14 protein-coding genes are annotated in these 14,265 nt (G+C 45.4%); 11 read left to right on the top strand and 3 right to left on the bottom strand.

Translation table 11 applies throughout. The features are described from left to right. The first annotated feature begins 9 nt into the window (after positions 1-9). The 5 genes from ACXAD6_RS17350 (at position 10) to ACXAD6_RS17330 (ending at position 5,385) form a co-directional block, all read left to right on the top strand. On the top strand, positions 10-1,557 hold the full coding sequence (locus tag ACXAD6_RS17350) for a Mur ligase family protein (protein WP_474969968.1): 1,548 nt from the start codon (positions 10-12) through the stop codon (positions 1,555-1,557). A gap of 45 nt (positions 1,558-1,602) precedes the next feature. Next, entirely contained in the window at positions 1,603-2,313 is a 711-nt protein-coding gene (gene cuyB / locus ACXAD6_RS17345; RefSeq protein WP_474969967.1) for a cysteate racemase, read from the top strand. A 56-nt stretch (positions 2,314-2,369) separates the two neighbouring features. Next, positions 2,370-2,657, top strand: coding sequence for a hypothetical protein (locus ACXAD6_RS17340; protein ID WP_474969966.1), 288 nt, complete (start codon positions 2,370-2,372; stop codon positions 2,655-2,657). Between the two features lie 381 nt (positions 2,658-3,038). Next, a complete protein-coding gene (ftsX, locus tag ACXAD6_RS17335; RefSeq protein WP_474969965.1) occupies positions 3,039-3,932 on the top strand; it encodes a permease-like cell division protein FtsX in 894 nt (297 codons plus the stop codon). A gap of 49 nt (positions 3,933-3,981) precedes the next feature. Further along, positions 3,982-5,385 (top strand): murein hydrolase activator EnvC family protein, encoded by a 1,404-nt coding sequence (locus ACXAD6_RS17330; RefSeq protein WP_474969964.1) that lies wholly within the window; start codon positions 3,982-3,984, stop codon positions 5,383-5,385. A gap of 151 nt (positions 5,386-5,536) precedes the next feature. Here the strand turns inward: ACXAD6_RS17330 and ACXAD6_RS17325 are convergent, their stop codons facing one another. Next, positions 5,537-5,689 (bottom strand): hypothetical protein, encoded by a 153-nt coding sequence (locus ACXAD6_RS17325; RefSeq protein WP_474969963.1) that lies wholly within the window; start codon positions 5,687-5,689, stop codon positions 5,537-5,539. Positions 5,690-5,859: 170 nt separating this feature from the next. Here ACXAD6_RS17325 and ACXAD6_RS17320 point away from each other — a divergent pair, with 170 nt between their 5' ends. The 5 genes from ACXAD6_RS17320 to ACXAD6_RS17300 all read left to right on the top strand — a co-directional run bounded on the left by ACXAD6_RS17320 (position 5,860) and on the right by ACXAD6_RS17300 (position 11,157). Then, on the top strand, positions 5,860-6,825 hold the full coding sequence (locus ACXAD6_RS17320) for a S8 family peptidase (protein WP_474969962.1): 966 nt from the start codon (positions 5,860-5,862) through the stop codon (positions 6,823-6,825). Positions 6,826-7,197: 372 nt separating this feature from the next. After that, positions 7,198-8,388 carry an Alp7A family actin-like protein gene (locus tag ACXAD6_RS17315; RefSeq protein WP_474969961.1) on the top strand — a complete coding sequence of 397 codons (1,191 nt, stop codon included), beginning with the start codon at positions 7,198-7,200 and terminating at the stop codon, positions 8,386-8,388. A gap of 11 nt (positions 8,389-8,399) precedes the next feature. Beyond that, positions 8,400-8,999, top strand: coding sequence for a hypothetical protein (locus ACXAD6_RS17310; RefSeq protein ID WP_474969960.1), 600 nt, complete (start codon positions 8,400-8,402; stop codon positions 8,997-8,999). 92 nt (positions 9,000-9,091) lie between these two features. Beyond that, positions 9,092-9,781 (top strand): ABC transporter ATP-binding protein, encoded by a 690-nt coding sequence (locus ACXAD6_RS17305; RefSeq protein ID WP_474969959.1) that lies wholly within the window; start codon positions 9,092-9,094, stop codon positions 9,779-9,781. Beyond that, positions 9,778-11,157: a hypothetical protein gene (locus ACXAD6_RS17300; protein ID WP_474969958.1), complete on the top strand. Its 1,380-nt coding sequence runs from the start codon at positions 9,778-9,780 to the stop codon at positions 11,155-11,157. Before ACXAD6_RS17305 ends, ACXAD6_RS17300 begins: the two co-directional genes overlap by 4 nt. Positions 11,158-11,163: 6 nt before the next feature. On the opposite strand, the gene ACXAD6_RS17295 is transcribed toward ACXAD6_RS17300, so the two are convergent. Both ACXAD6_RS17295 and ACXAD6_RS17290 read right to left on the bottom strand, forming a co-directional pair. Then, positions 11,164-11,421 (bottom strand): DNA alkylation repair protein, encoded by a 258-nt coding sequence (locus tag ACXAD6_RS17295; RefSeq protein ID WP_474969957.1) that lies wholly within the window; start codon positions 11,419-11,421, stop codon positions 11,164-11,166. A 41-nt stretch (positions 11,422-11,462) separates the two neighbouring features. Next, complete coding sequence (locus tag ACXAD6_RS17290; RefSeq protein WP_474969956.1) at positions 11,463-12,068, bottom strand: biotin transporter BioY; 606 nt, start codon at positions 12,066-12,068, stop codon at positions 11,463-11,465. Positions 12,069-12,322: 254 nt separating this feature from the next. On the opposite strand from ACXAD6_RS17290, the gene ACXAD6_RS17285 reads away from it, so the two are divergent. Then, positions 12,323-14,233 (top strand): LTA synthase family protein, encoded by a 1,911-nt coding sequence (locus tag ACXAD6_RS17285; RefSeq protein ID WP_474969955.1) that lies wholly within the window; start codon positions 12,323-12,325, stop codon positions 14,231-14,233. Positions 14,234-14,265: the final 32 nt, after the last annotated feature.

Genomic DNA, 14,265 nt, shown 5'->3' with positions numbered 1-14,265 from the left:
TAGATAACAATGGCTATGCTTAATCAGTTATTATCATCGATTGAAGTGTTGGAAGCCTGGAATGATAAAGACATATATGTCCAGGGACTTGCCTACAATTCTAAAAACGTAAACGAAGGGGACGTCTTCGTCTGCATTAAAGGCTTTAAGACGGATGGGCACCGCTACGTGAAAGATGCGGTCCAGAGTGGTGCAGCAGCAATAGTTGTAGAAGATTACCAGGACGGATGGGGCGATCTTCCTCAATACCGCGTCGCGGACAGCCGTCAGGCTCTGGCTGCGTTAAGCGATGCCTACTACAACCACCCTTCCCAGGCTATGAAAACCATCGGGATTACAGCCACGAATGGAAAGACATCCACTTCCTTTATGACTGATGCCATTTTGGAAGAGCACGGATTGAAAACAGGATTGATCGGGACCGTAGTCGTGAAATACGGCGACTATTCCGAACCGACCAAGCTGACGACACCTGAATCGCTGGATCTGCACAGATATTTTGCAGAAATGAGAAACCAGGATGTTTCCCACGTAACGATGGAGGTTTCATCCTCCGCCCTTGATTTAAGCCGGGTGGGCAGTGTCGATTTTGATATCGTCTCATTGAACAATATCAGCAGAGAGCATATTGATCTTCACGGATCTTTTGAGGAATACTTTAACAGTAAAGCCAGCTTGATCCGGAACGCTTCTGAAGGGAGCTGGGCAGTCCTGAACCTGGATGATTCCTATTCGGCATCCTTAGTTGAAGAAACGAAAGCCAATGTCCTTACATTCAGTGTGGAAACCGCCGATGGGGATCTCGTCTGTAAGAATCTTGATCTTTCAACGGGACGAGCTAAGTTCACAGTGGAAATCCGCCGCCCGTTCTCTGTCGGGAATACCGGGTACGCTCCACAGGAATTCGATATTGAATTGTCCACGCCGGGTTATCATTCCGTTTACAATTCCATGGTGGCCATTGCAGCTGCACTTCTGAATGAGGTACCGATTCCAACGATCCAGTCCGGGATTAAAGGCTTTGGCGGGGTGGAGCGCCGCTTTGAAATGGTTTTTGAAGATGACTTCAAAATGCTGGATGATCACTTCGCCAACTATGGAAATATCAACGTTACACTGAGTACGCTGCAGCAGATGGACTACTCAGACTTGAAACTTGTTTATGCTATCCGTGGAAGCCGCGGGGTCACAGTGAACAAAGAGAACGCGAATGCCATTGTTGAATGGGCTCCGCGTCTTGGCTTGACGGAAATCATTGCTACAGTGAGCCATTCTCATGTGACTGAGAAGGATGTTGTGACGGACGAAGAGGTCCGTGTGTTCCAAGAAGCAATGGATGCAGCCGGCATCAAAGTCCATCTTTATAAAGAGCTTGATGACGCTGTGAACCACGCTATATCTGAAGTGAAGGAAAACGATGTGCTGCTGCTTGCAGGATGTCAGGGCATGGATCCCGGCGCAAAGATTGCTTTAGAACAGTTAAGTACAAAAAGACCAGACATCGACGAAGATCAGCTGTTCAAACCGTTGAAAAACCGGGTGGCCGGTGTTCTGTGAATGGCTTCTCAGCCACGTATCGGGTCTTTTGTAAGGAGGCAGACGATGAACGACAAAATTATCGGCATACTCGGGGGGATGGGACCTGAGGCTACGGCTGAATATTATATGAAGATTATCCGCGCGACACAGGCCGAAAAGGATCAGGATCATTACCGTGTGATTATTGACAGCAATGCTAAAATCCCGGACCGTACTGCGGCCATATCCGGGCGCGGGGAAAATCCTGTCCCGCAAATGATCGATGCCGCTAAAAATCTGGAAAAAGTAAATGTGGATGTGGCTTGTATTCCGTGTATGACAGCCCATTATTTTATCGAAGATGTTCAAAAAGCCGTATCCTTCCCACTTATGAATGCTTTTGAAGAGTTAAAAAAATACATCGAGGATCATTATCCCGCGGTTCGTAAAATCGGGGTGCTGGCAACGTCCGGCACACTGCAGACCGGATTGTTCAAAAAGCACCTTGGGCACCTTGATGTTATTGAACCGCGCCCGGTGACACAGAACGAGAAAGTGATGGAATCCATCTATGGAAGCAATGGCATTAAAAGCGGCAACACGGATGCAGAACCGCTCTCCCTTTTAAAAGCTGCTGCTGAGGAACTGCTCGATCAGGGCGCAGAAGTGATCATCTCCGGCTGCACAGAAATCGGTCTGGTTCTAAAACCCTACCATCTTCCTGTGCCGCTGCTTGATCCCATGGAAGTCGTAGCCCATGCCGTAGTAAAAGAATCTGTATTCCAGAAGTCATGAACCTTCCCGTTTCGTCTTATATATAACTAAGACGATTCACTCGAGGGGGAAAGGCATTGGCAAAAAAAGCGTTTGAGCGATTCTTGTTCGAGTCATTTCAAGAAGGTATCTTCTTCAGGGAACTCCGCTTGTCTGAAAAAGAGGTGACACGTCTCAAGAAACTCTACCCTTCGGCTGAGATTAAACAGACGAGCCCGGTGGATGCCGTGCTCCGAAAATCATGGTACGAAGTAAACCTGGATCCGGACGCCCGGACGAGGAAGTCGTACGATTCCGTAGTACTGGAAAACCTCCTGCTCAAGAGGGAAATTGAAAAATTAAAGAATCATCACCTGAAAAAATAAGCTGTCTTTCTACAAGGACAGCTTATTTTTTTATGCTTATTCAGGGTCTATAGACCTGATTATATTTACCTGTAAAGACTCGTGAATATGACGGATGATGTCGAAAAGAAACCCTGATATTACAGGGTTCTGTAAACTTATGAAACACAAATGTAATAATAATTTGTCTTTATTTAGCGAATATATTTGATATAATTAGTAGGGTAATTGAACGAGACGACTGAGACTACATAATTTTTTACAACATAGATCAACAAATATGAAAGATTGGTAGGAAGTGATAGAAATTGTTTGAAACACATCACCGTATAACCGAAGACGCAGGCAGGATGAGGGACTTTCAAACCGTTATAAATCAGAAGTGCCGGGGTGACAGGAATTATGAAATTTAAAACGTTCGGCCGGCACGGAAAAGAAGGCGTCAAAAACATAACGAGAAACAAGTGGATGTCGGTAGCCTCCATTTCAGCGGTAACCGTAACCCTTCTGCTTGTAGGAGTTTTCGCGACACTTCTCCTGAACTTGAATGATATGGGAGAACAAATCGAGGAAGACGTCGAAGTCCGTGTTTTCATCGACCGTACCGCAGATGAGGAAAGCCGTGAGAACCTGCAGGGTCAATTGGAAGACGTATCGGGTGTATCCAGTGTGAATTTCCAGTCGAAGGATGAAGGCCTGGATAACCTGATCAACAGCATGGGAGATGAAGGGGAAGCCTTTGAATCTCTCAAAGATGAAAATCCATTGAATGACGTTTACGTAGTAAAAACGGCAGATCCACAGGATACGATTCAGGTAGCTGAATCGATTGAAAGCTTTGAAAACGTGGACAAAGTCGAGTATGCCAAAGAGACCGTAGAACGTTTGTTCAGCGTTATGGATGTAGCCAGAAACGTCGGACTGGCGATTATCGCAGGACTTTTGTTTACAGCGATGTTTTTGATTGCGAATACAATCAGGATCACTATCGTAGCCAGGGGACGTGAAATCGAGATTATGAAAATGGTAGGAGCGACCAATTGGTTCATACGCTGGCCTTTCTTATTCGAAGGTATCCTAATCGGAATTCTCGGGTCGATTTTACCTATCGCCTTTGTGATCTTTGGTTATGAGGCTCTCTACAATGAGATTACGGCCAGATATCCTACTTTATTTATAGACTTACTGCCGGTTTATCCGTTTGTTTTTGAAGTATCTGCCCTGCTTGTCCTGATGGGGGTCACCATTGGACTTTGGGGAAGCTTTACGTCCATCCGTAAGTATTTGAAGGTTTAAAAAATAGATGAATCATACACACAGGTGAGGAATCGGGGGAGGAAGAAGAGTGAAATCAAAAATCATAACTGCCGCTCTTACTGCCGGTCTGATTCTATCCGGTTTACCTGTTTCAACAACGGTGAATGCTGAAACAAATCAGGAGAAACTGGAAGAGAATAGACAACAGCAGTCTGAAAATGAGCAGGAAATTCAAGAAAAAGAAGATACAATCGCTGAGCTTCAGGAAGATCAGGATGAAGTAGATGCTGAGATTGCACGTCTGGACGAGCAGACGATGGATACACTGGATAAGATCCAGACGAAGGAAAATGAAATCGCACAGACAAGAGAGAACATCGATCAGCTGAAAGAAGAAATTGCGGAGCTTGAAAAGCGGATTGAAGAGCGTGATGAACTTCTTAAAGAACGGGTGAAATCCATGCATCAAAATGGTGGAAGCGTGGATTACCTTGATGTTCTCATGGGCGCTGAAAGCTTCGGAAACTTCCTGGAGCGTGTCATGAGCCTGAATACGATTGCTACACAGGATAAGGAAATTCTGGAAGAGCATCTTGCTGATAAGCAGGCTGTGGAAGAAAAAAAAGCCCAGGTGGAAGAGGAATTATCTTCCCTTGAAAGTAAATTGTCCGAGCTTGAAACATTAAAGCAGGAGCTTGAAAGTAAGAAAGAAGAAAAGGAAGCCTTGATGTCCACACTTGAGCAGGAAGAAGCAGATGCTCATAACCACATGGTCAGCGTGGAAGAAGAACAGGAAACGCTTGCTGCACAGGAAGCCGCTATTGAAAAGGAAATCGAGCGTCAGCGCCAGCTCGAACTTGAACGGAAGCGTAAAGCTGAAGAAGAAGCCAGAAAGAAGGCTGCAGCTGAAAAAGCCGCAGCTGAAGAAGCCGCTGCAGAAAAAGCGGCTGAGGAAGAAAAAGCAGAGGAGACTGTAAGCAGTGCCTCTTCCAATTCTTCATCTTCGGATAAATCCAGCTCATCTGATTCAAGTGAGTCTGAAAGCACGTCCAGTTCGTCATCCAGCAGCAACAGCTCAGGATTCATCTGGCCTGCTAACGCACCGGCCGTATCTGAATATGACCGTAACCGAATCCACCCGATTTACGGAACGCCTCGTCTTCACTCAGGGATTGATTTAGCTGCCGGAGGCACGATTCCGATTCATGCATCCGCATCAGGTACAGTTATCCGGGCAAACTATTCATCCAGTTACGGAAACGTGGTTATGATTTCCCACTATATGAACGGTCAGACGTTCACAACTGTTTATGCACACTTGAGAAGTACACCGGCTGTATCTGCCGGTCAAACGGTCTCTCAAGGCCAATTCCTAGGTAATATGGGGAGTACCGGTGATTCTACAGGACAGCACCTTCACTTCGAAATTCACGAAGGTTCCTGGAATGGAAGCCGTTCAAACTCTGTAAACCCTAGAAAGTATCTCCCATAAGTGAGAGGAGCTGTATCGATATGAATCGGTGCAGCTCTTTTTTATACTTTTCAAACCGGTGATGACCCTGTCATTGCTGCCTGCTTCTTATACTGCTTGATGCCTCGGTGGCCTGATGTATGTAATGGAACTGGTAAGCGTGCCTGACGGCTTAAATCTCTGCCACATAAGGGGCAGGTCCAATGTTCGTTCTGACAGCTGTAGGATGCCCTGTGGCAATGATGACATATTTTCCTGTACATAAGGCAAGGTCACTCCTTGAATAGTTGTTCTTTATAAAGAACTTTCTTTCATTATACTCCATTGCGCGTTGGATTCAATATAAAATACATATGTTCTTTATATCATTTGTGATTCTAAGGTCCTTATTTCAAAAACCTGTCCGAGGTGGGTATATCTGGATGTTATAATGAAAGGAAGAATGACTCCAAGATTGTACACCAACACCCTTTACCATAATGGAGGAGGATGTCCATGAGTCGGATGAAATTGATTCCGTACCGTACAGAAGCGATTATAGAAACAACAAACGAGCGGCCGAAAGGTATACAGATGGTGGAAGCTGAAAGCCTCTGGGAAGAATCGGATCAAGGAAATGGAAGCGTTACAGCGATCATTGATACAGGTTGTCAGCTTGATCATCCTGATCTTGAAGAAAACATCCTGGATGGACATAACTTTACGGATGATTATGGAGGGGATCCTGATAATTACTCAGATAACAATGGCCATGGGACACATGTAGCAGGGACCATTGCTGCCGTAGAGAATGGGGAAGGTGTCATAGGAACGGCACCCAAGTCAAAACTTCTCATCTTAAAGGTCTTATCAGAGGATGGGGGAGGGGAGTATGAATGGATTATTGATGCCATTCATTACGCCGTTAACTGGAGAGGACCCAATCAGGAACGGGTGAGAGTCATATCCATGTCACTTGGAGGTCCTCAAGATACAAAAGCCTTGAGAGAAGCTGTTAAAAACGCTGTCAGCCAAAATGTATCCGTCGTTTGTGCTGCTGGTAACGAGGGAGATGGCAGGGAAGACACGATGGAGTACGGTTACCCTGGAGCATATAATGAAGTCATTCAAGTAGGAGCCGTAGATGAACGGCGGAAACTGGCTGATTTTACGAATACGAACACCCAGCTTGATCTTGTGGCTCCCGGAGTGGATGTCCTTTCCACCTATTTAGAAGGAAAATACGCGAGGCTCTCTGGTACATCAATGGCCACGCCTCACGTCTCCGGGGGACTCGCTCTCCTTATTCCATTAGTTGAGAAGCAATTCAATCGATCGATGACAGAATCAGAAATATTCTCCCAGCTTATCAAACGTACGACTCCTCTTGGATATTCAAAAACAGCAGAGGGCAATGGGTTGATGACTTTGGCTTTAACGAAGAAGTTGGAGGATTTGTTCAGTACTTATATGAAGCAGTAAAAAGAAGACGATGCAGATAGCATCGTCTTCTTTTTATGGATCTCAGTCCATGTAATAGAAACAGTGATGAAAACTCAGTCCGTGATTTTGTGTAGAAAAATGTAAAAAACGTAAAAATGATCTTATGTATACAAAAATGTTTGCAAGTGTACAAAAAGAAAACGTTTTGTTTGCGTTTATGATTGCATGCGTACAAAAGCGTGTACATGCCGTCATAAAAGGAAGTGTGCAATTATGTGTGCAAGTACACAGTATTGTTTACTTGTATGCATAAATGAACACGAAAAAAGGAGGATTGACTATTCTCTGATAGTTTAATAGATTCTAACTAAGGAGAGGTCATTTAAATAACTTATAAAAGGAGAACTGTTTATGACACATTCAAGAATTGCAGCCATTGATGTTGGTAATGATGCTTTGAAAGCAAACTTCGGGAAACTGGAATCTTCCCTTTATATTCCTAACGTAGTAGCGAGAGATTTGGAGGACCGCCCGGTTATCGGGATTGAGGATCTGGATGATAAAAATCCACTCGATAATCTACATATTCGGGTGCATTCCCCTGCCCTCAGGGAAAATAATGCGATTTACCGCGTAGGTAATCTGGCGACAAAAACAACAAACTCCACCGAGCTTGATCCAGGAAGCTATAAATCGGAAGAAGATCAGACCCTGATTATGCTGTTTGCGTCCCTTGCCCTTGATGCGGTTTCTGGAAAAGGATCTCAGCAAGCTAAAAATAATGTAGTAGAAGCCAACTATACGCTCGGTACGGGTCTTCCCCTGCGTGAAGTCAAAGAAGGGAAGGACGTAGGATACCGTTCCCAGCTCCTCGGATCTGTCCACCAGATTGAATTTTTAGTAACCCCTAAATACCAGGGGATGAAAGTCAACCTTAAGTTTGACGAAGTGAAAGTTTATCCGGAAGGCTTCGCCGCCTATGTCAACCTTGTTATGGATAATGATTTGAACATTATCAACAAGGAGCTTGTGGACAAGCAGATTCTTATTCAGGATATTGGTGGATTATCCACAGATATCGCGGTCATCCGCAACCGTAATGTGGATGATGACAAGGCACAGGGATTCAACCTCGGTGTTTCTGAATCGCTGGAAATGATTCGTGATGAAATTTTGACGAAGCATGGAGTGGAACTCGACAGCCGCCGGGACGTAGTCGATATTATTACGAGGAAGAACGACCGTCACCACATTATGGTTCGCGGGAGCCGTACAAGTGTCCATGACATAACCGATCGTATTCTCCTTGAACTGGCTAAGAAACAATACCGATACCTGCGCAACGTGTGGCAGAAAAATTCCCAGACGGAAATCTGCTATTTTGTTGGTGGAGGCTCTGCCGTTCTTAAGGAATACATCAAGATGTTGAACAATAAACTGGACGGATTTAATATTGAATTCTTCGAGGATGAGGAAGAAAGCATCTGGATGATGGCAAACGCTTATTACAAGCTGATTTCCGACTTTATCCGTAAAACGAACAAAAAACCAGCCGAACCGGCGAATAAAAAAGTGGAACAACAGACCGGATCTTCCAAGTAAGGTGATCATTCATGAGTTCATCTAGAAAAAGTGTCGAACGGGGGCAGTCCATTACATTTCGTGTCCCCTCGGACACTCCGGATCATTTATTGAAACAATTGTCGCACTTGAAAGAGACAGAACGGCGCAATTTTTCCAGCCGTATTGCTCAGTTCGTTATGGACGGAGTGAATGAATCTCTTTCCAAGGATAAAGAAACGATTACAGTCCCCCTTCCGAAAGCCTTGTCGAAAGAGCAGAGAAACTGGATGAAGCATGAACATTCCGAAGCATTGATCGGCAGTATCCTCCATCAACTCATTATGGATCCCGTCCGTGCTACAACACTACTGGCTTCCCTGAACAGCCGCGCCTATGATATAGACGACGCCCTGTATCTTCAGGAAGAAACCGCTGCATCCGATGAGCCTCAAGTTCCTGTTATTCCTGATGAAGAGGAAGAAGGAGAAGAGCTGAAGGAGCCGGTGTTGGATACAACCGGAGACGATGATTTGGATGGACTGGACCTTGGCCATTTCCAGGACGACCTCCGTGATGCGGAGTCGTCGGGGGAAGCCGAGGAAGAGGATGATGACCTGCTCGGAGATTTTCTTTCAAGGATGAATCAATAATCGTAAGCCCGCTCTTAACACAGGAGAGGGCTTATTTTTTTGAAACTTTTTACTGGAAAATTACGTAAACCATTATACGAGGAGGGATATACTTGGTACTTCGTGTAGAGAATTGTTCAGTGGAAATCGCCGGAAATCCGATCTTACAACACGTAAGTCTCCAGGCCGGACGCGGAGAAATCCTTGCTCTGGTCGGTCATAATGGAGCAGGCAAATCGACGTTGATGAAAACGATGATTGGTATGAGAGGGAAGCTGACAGGGACGATTATGATTCAGCAGGAAAGTATGGATGACCATTTGAAGAACTATAAGCGTTTATTCAGTTATATCCCGGAAGAGCCGCTGCTGTTCAGTGAACTAACGACCCGGCAGCATTTTGATCTATACAGGCGGAGCTACTCCATCGATGAAGATATTTTTGCAGCCAGAGTTGAAGGGTATTTGGCCGCCTTTGAAATGACGGACAAAAAGGATGACTATCCAGAAGCGTTATCCAAAGGAATGAGGCAGAAGGTTCAGACGATTTGTGCCCTCCTGCCGGATGTTCCTGTTTTGTTTATTGACGAACCTTTTATGGGTCTGGATGTATACGCTGGTCAATATTTAGAAGAAGAGTTGATTCGCAGAAAAGAACAGGGCATGACGATTATTCTGACCACTCACCAGCTGGACAAAGTGAAAGCTCTGGCAGATACATACGTTATGTTGAAACATGGTTCTGTGTCTTCCTCCGGCCCTGTCGAATCTTTTGAGAAGCTGGAAAGAAGGGGGCATAAATGAACAGGCCGGAGAGCAGGCAGGTTTTTCGGCTGCTGCAGCGTAGTCGTCGGCAGAAAAAGATGCATTTGTACCGAAAATCGTTTAAGACGTTGTATGATCCTGTGGTATTTCTTTATGCCGGGGTCATGGCCGTTATATTGCTCTTTATCAGCCTTGATTGGTTGAAAGAATTCACCCCGTTTTTTCAAACATTGGAAAAACGTGCCTTGATGTATCTCCCTTTTCTTCCCCTTGCTGTGTGGGTGAGAGCTTGTATGGCAGCTTTCAAGGATTCCTCGCTGCCTTTTACTTCATCAGAACTTCACCTCAGCCTTCTTCCTCATTCCAGACGGGACATTCTTTTATATTTATACAAGGAGAAGGCAGGGAAAACCCTCCTTCTGGCAGCCGTTTTGCTATTGGCAGCCGGTTCTATCACCCCACTATCGTCAGCCTTTACACTTTTATTTCTTATGGTATATGGAGTCAGTCATCTGTTTGAGGTGTGGATTCAATGGAGATTATACAGCACACCGTGGTATATCAAACTGGTGCTTGCCGCTGCAGGGGGAATGGTTATAACGGCCGGCTATACAGCAGGATCCTTCCTTGGTCTGGTTATCGGGACACTGGTATGGGCTGCCGCAGCTTCCAGTGCCTGCTTTTATTATTATGAACCTTCCTGGGGCAGGATCGCGGAACGGAACGACGCAAAGGTTTGGAACCTGTGGCTGGTCAATCAAGTGACGAATGTCGCTGTGAAACCACCCAGACGGTTTACTTCTGCGGTCCAGAGAAGGAGAAACAGTAGGTTTTATCCTAAGCGGTTGTATGATCGGATCTGGCTGTCCCATGGAAAAGAATCCTACAACTATCTGCTGTCTGCTCTAACAGCGGGCGTCCTTATTATCATCGTTGTCCCACTCCAGGAGGACTGGATGAGATTTTTCACGGTGCCGCTGGCTGCTTTTATCTTTGTTGAAGTGTCGACCAGTATCTTTCACAATCTTTTTAAACAGCCGACGGTATTTCGATTTATCCCAGTTGAGGATGAACTGCTCGCCCTTACGTATGTGAAATGGATGACCCCCCTGCTTGTTATTTATGGATGTGCGGTGATGGTTATTCAGGGGATGCTCGGTTTCTCTTTGGTTTCTTCGTGTATCCAGGCATTGGCCATTGCTTGTTGGACGGGGTATGACTTGAAAGGGAGCGTGTTGGAGGAGATGAGGAAAGTGAATGAAGAATCCTTTTATCCCGCTTCGTGGAATCGATTGGCGGGATATGTATTCACAGCCGCCGTTATGGTGTATCCACCTTCAGCTCTCCTTCTTATAGTCTTCTTCCTCACCCGGGGAGGGTTCCGTTTGAATATACGACGAAAAAGAACCCTCTGATTCTATTCAGGGGGTTCCATTCATACGGTGGTGTCCAGCAAAGGCTATGAAAGAGGCTTCATCTTCAATCAGACCGCAGGCCCCGCACTGGACCTTAATGGCTGGTCCTTGATAAGCGAGATGAAAGGCATCCATGGTTTCTGCAGTGTAAGAAGGATTTTTTTCTCCAGTCTGCGGGTCCATCTTGACCGGCATTGCCTGCTGTTCAATGACGTTAAAGCGAGAACGGTTTGTTCTGCATCCTGGACATAAATAAGGATTCAAATCGATCACCTCCAGGAATAGGGTTCCCGAAAGGCCGGCATTTATGAGCCGGCCTTATTTCCCGGGGAATAGAACGAGGAGGCTTCCTTTGGTACGGATTGCTGAATGAACTGTCCGGCCACGAGTCTATTTCTGACCGTAATGCCCAGCCAGGAGGCAAGAAACGCCTTGATCAATCCGACCGCGATAAAAGGATAGGCACCGGTGGCAAGGGCTGCGGTCCAGCTGATATCAAGAACGAATTTTAACTGCAGGGTTCCACATAGAAGAGTGATGACCATCCCGGCCGTATTCGCCGCCAACGCCCATCCTAAGTTGAATGACGTTTTTTCGAGGATATATCCAGTTATAAATGCACTGAGTATGAATCCGAAAATGTATCCTCCCGTCGGTCCGGCAAGAACCTGGGGCCCTCCGCTGAACCCTGCAAATACAGGCATCCCTACCGCACCCAAAGCCATGTATCCAACCATAGCTGCTGCGCCCTGGCGGCTCCCGAGAATCGTGGCGGTTAAGCCGACAGCAAGTGTCTGGCCGCTGATCGGTACAACGGGAAGAGGGATTTCAACTTGGGCCATGATGGCCGTTAATGCGGCGAAAATCGCACTATTCAACAAAAATCGAAGCTTTCTGCTTTCGTCTGACATGAAGCAGCCTCCTTTTGTAAACTTATTTTATAATAGGTTAACATAAAAAGAGGAGAGAGATGACAAACGATGAAAAATTCATGTATAGATAGTAACTTTTAAGTGTCATAGGCCAAGAGGTTCATTTTTCCATGACAAACCTGTAATAAACCAAGGATAAATGTGTCAGAGTTTTAAAACTATCGCCATAATGGTACAAAAATGAAATAAGATGAGTTAAAATAGGGTAATGTAAAATTAACGGAGGTTTTACAATGTTTACAGGAAATAAATATATAAATAAAAAAACAGGACTGAAACTACTAGTCTATGCATTTGTGATCGGTCTATTCTGGTTGAAAATGTATTATATTCAAACAAACATTTTCACATTGGGTGTCGAGAATGCGAATGAGGCGAATATTCTGGCCTTCAACCCGCTCAGCAGTATATTCCTATTGTTCGGAGTTGGAATTCTGCTTGGACGCCGGCGAGGGATGTTTGCTGCCTACATTCTAGGATCCATCCTGCTTTATGTGAATGTTTTGTTTTATCGTGAATACAATGATTTCATCACTATTCCGATGTTAAATCAAGTAGCCAACCTGGCTGACCTCGGGGGAAGTATTACGACGATTATGAGTCCTGCTGACTTATGGTTGTTCGTTGATGTGATTGCTGCAGGCTTTCTGTTGTTTTATCTCAAACCTTCCCGCTTCCAGGCGTTCACACCGAAGCGGCCGGAGGGAATCGTTCTGGCCATCGTTGCTATTCCCCTGTTCATTGTAAACCTTCAATGGGCGGAGACAGAACGTACGGACCTGCTTGAACGAACATTTGACCGCAACATGCTTGTCAAATACATTGGTGTATTGAACTATCATGTGTATGATATTGTTCTTCAAGGGAAGACCGAAATGAAGAAAACGCTGGCGGACAGCAATGAGCTCGTCCCGGTCATTAACTATTTGAACGAAAACAAGAAAGAAGACAGCGACAGACTGGAAGGTGCCGCTGAAGGCAAGAACGTGATTGCCATTTCATTGGAAAGTACACAGACCTTTGTAGTGGATAATACGCTGCACGGCGAGGAGCTGACTCCTTACTTCAACGACCTGAAAGAAGAGGGGATCTACTTTGATAACTTCTATCACCAGGTTAAACAAGGACGGACGTCTGATTCCGAATTTCTACTGGCGAACTCCCTTTATCCTCTGAACCGTGGCGCCGTATTCTTTACGCACTCCGGTAACGAATATAAAGCGATGCCGAGAGTACTTGGTGAAAATGGCTACTTTACAAATTCCATGCACGCCAACGATAAGACATTCTGGAACAGAAACGTAATGTATGATTCGCTGGGGTATGATGAATTCTTCTCCAAGGAAGATTATGAGGTAACGACAGAAAAGTCCCACGGGTGGGGGTACCTTGATGAATACTTCTTTGAAGATTCCTTGAACAAAATGCAGGAGATGGATCAGCCGTTCTATTCTAAAATGATTACGCTGACCAACCACTACCCGTTCACACTTCCTGAAGAGTTGAAACTCATTGAAGAAGGAGAAACGAGCAGCGGCACATTGAACCGTTATTTCCAAACCATCCGCTATCAGGATGAAGCGTTGAAAAAATTCGTCGAGGACTTCAAGAACTCAGAGCTGTATGACAATACAATCCTCGTCATTTATGGAGATCACTTCGGGATTTCCGAGAATCACCAGGAAGCGATGGGTGAGTATTTAGGAAAAGAAATAAATGAGTATGAACAGTTCCAGCTTCAACGTGTTCCTTTCCTTATCTACGGAAAAGACATCGAATCTGAGGAGAATCATACGGTTGGTGGACAAGTTGACCTGCGTCCAACCCTCATGAATCTTTTAGGTATTGAAGATGAGAACCCTGTCCAATTTGGTCATGATCTGTTGGATGAAGACCGCCGTCAACTGATGATCACACGAGACGGAAACTTTGCCAACGAAGAATACGTTGGTATTCAAGGCACATGCTATGATCGTGAAACAGGAGAAGAAGTCGAAGATGGAGCTGCCTGTGAAGATGGCTTCACGGCCGCACAGGAAGAATTGGAGATGTCCGACTCCATCGTATACGGCGACCTGCTCCGCTATCTGGACGAAACGGAATTGGTCACAGAAGATGAACAACCCCAATCAAACGAAGAATAAACCAAATCCCTCTGCTGTCAGGCAGAGGGGTT

It is taken from the genome of Halobacillus sp. ABH2_015, assembly GCF_056158945.1.
The sequence above is the reverse complement of the archived record's forward strand: the minus strand, read 5'-3'. Positions and strand labels throughout refer to the sequence as shown.

What these genes read in the sequence shown, in the direction of transcription:
- ftsX (WP_474969965.1), top strand. Translation starts at nt 3,039, where the DNA reads ATGAAATTTAAAACGTTCGGCCGGCACGGAAAAGAAGGCGTCAAAAAC.
- cuyB (WP_474969967.1), top strand. Translation starts at nt 1,603, where the DNA reads ATGAACGACAAAATTATCGGCATACTCGGGGGGATGGGACCTGAGGCT.
- ACXAD6_RS17310 (WP_474969960.1), top strand. Translation starts at nt 8,400, where the DNA reads ATGAGTTCATCTAGAAAAAGTGTCGAACGGGGGCAGTCCATTACATTT.
- ACXAD6_RS17320 (WP_474969962.1), top strand. Translation starts at nt 5,860, where the DNA reads ATGAGTCGGATGAAATTGATTCCGTACCGTACAGAAGCGATTATAGAA.
- ACXAD6_RS17315 (WP_474969961.1), top strand. Translation starts at nt 7,198, where the DNA reads ATGACACATTCAAGAATTGCAGCCATTGATGTTGGTAATGATGCTTTG.
- ACXAD6_RS17300 (WP_474969958.1), top strand. Translation starts at nt 9,778, where the DNA reads ATGAACAGGCCGGAGAGCAGGCAGGTTTTTCGGCTGCTGCAGCGTAGT.
- ACXAD6_RS17290 (WP_474969956.1), bottom strand. Translation starts at nt 12,068, where the DNA reads ATGTCAGACGAAAGCAGAAAGCTTCGATTTTTGTTGAATAGTGCGATT.
- ACXAD6_RS17325 (WP_474969963.1), bottom strand. Translation starts at nt 5,689, where the DNA reads ATGGAGTATAATGAAAGAAAGTTCTTTATAAAGAACAACTATTCAAGG.
- ACXAD6_RS17285 (WP_474969955.1), top strand. Translation starts at nt 12,323, where the DNA reads ATGTTTACAGGAAATAAATATATAAATAAAAAAACAGGACTGAAACTA.
- ACXAD6_RS17350 (WP_474969968.1), top strand. Translation starts at nt 10, where the DNA reads ATGGCTATGCTTAATCAGTTATTATCATCGATTGAAGTGTTGGAAGCC.